The sequence below is a fragment of the Alteromonas profundi genome, assembly GCF_010500865.1.
GTDB classification, from domain to species: Bacteria; Pseudomonadota; Gammaproteobacteria; order Enterobacterales; family Alteromonadaceae; genus Alteromonas; species Alteromonas profundi.
This window is the reverse complement of record NZ_JAAAWN010000090.1, coordinates 1-649: the sequence shown is the minus strand read 5'-3', so window position 1 is coordinate 649 and position 649 is coordinate 1. Positions and strand designations below refer to the sequence as shown.

Sequence of the window (649 nt, the reverse complement as noted above, 5' to 3'; positions counted from 1 at the left end):
TGAGCGTGCGTTGAATGCGAGACCCAGAAAATGTCTCGGATTTAAGCAGCCTGCTCTAGTATTCAAACAGTTAAGAGACGCAGCTTAATTTAACGAGTGGTGCACTTCGGGGTTGAATCCGCGGGTATCGGAGTGACTCTAGGGTAAGGTTCTTATTGCGATAGTACGGCTTGCGCAGTTTCGAATAGACATCACGAACAGTAAATGTCATACCTAACTGTTTACGCATCTCAAGTACCTGTTGAGCTATAGCTAAATTAGGGTCCTCCAGCCCAAATACTTTTTTCGCATGTGATTCTAGGTAGTTAGCCCAACTTATTGCCATTTTCAAACTAGACAGGGAGATCTCAGTAACTAAAGGAGACGTTTGTTTTGGTGTAATTTGAGATAAAAACTCACACACAAGTGCGACTGAGGGGACTAACCCGGTGTATTTACCGATATGACTTTCCATCGGACTTCCAACATATTTGCTTGCTTTTAGCTCTATGTTTTTTTTAAACCTGTCAAACAATGGCTGAGCTGCGTATTTCGGTGAATCCGAACGGTCGTTTCGGTTTTATCCGATCACTTTTTCTTCTTCTTTTTCGTCCTTGCCAGTTTTACCTTAAGTGATCGGATTGGTCTAGTTTTCTCATCGATTCTCCAG

At 42.5% G+C, this 649-nt stretch carries 1 protein-coding gene; it reads right to left on the bottom strand.

What is annotated here, in order from left to right; translation table 11 throughout:
• Positions 1–70: 70 nt before the first annotated feature.
• Positions 71–514, bottom strand: coding sequence for a DUF3987 domain-containing protein (locus tag GTH32_RS19290; RefSeq protein WP_246223333.1), 444 nt, complete (start codon positions 512–514; stop codon positions 71–73).
• Between the last annotated feature and the right edge of the window lie 135 nt (positions 515–649).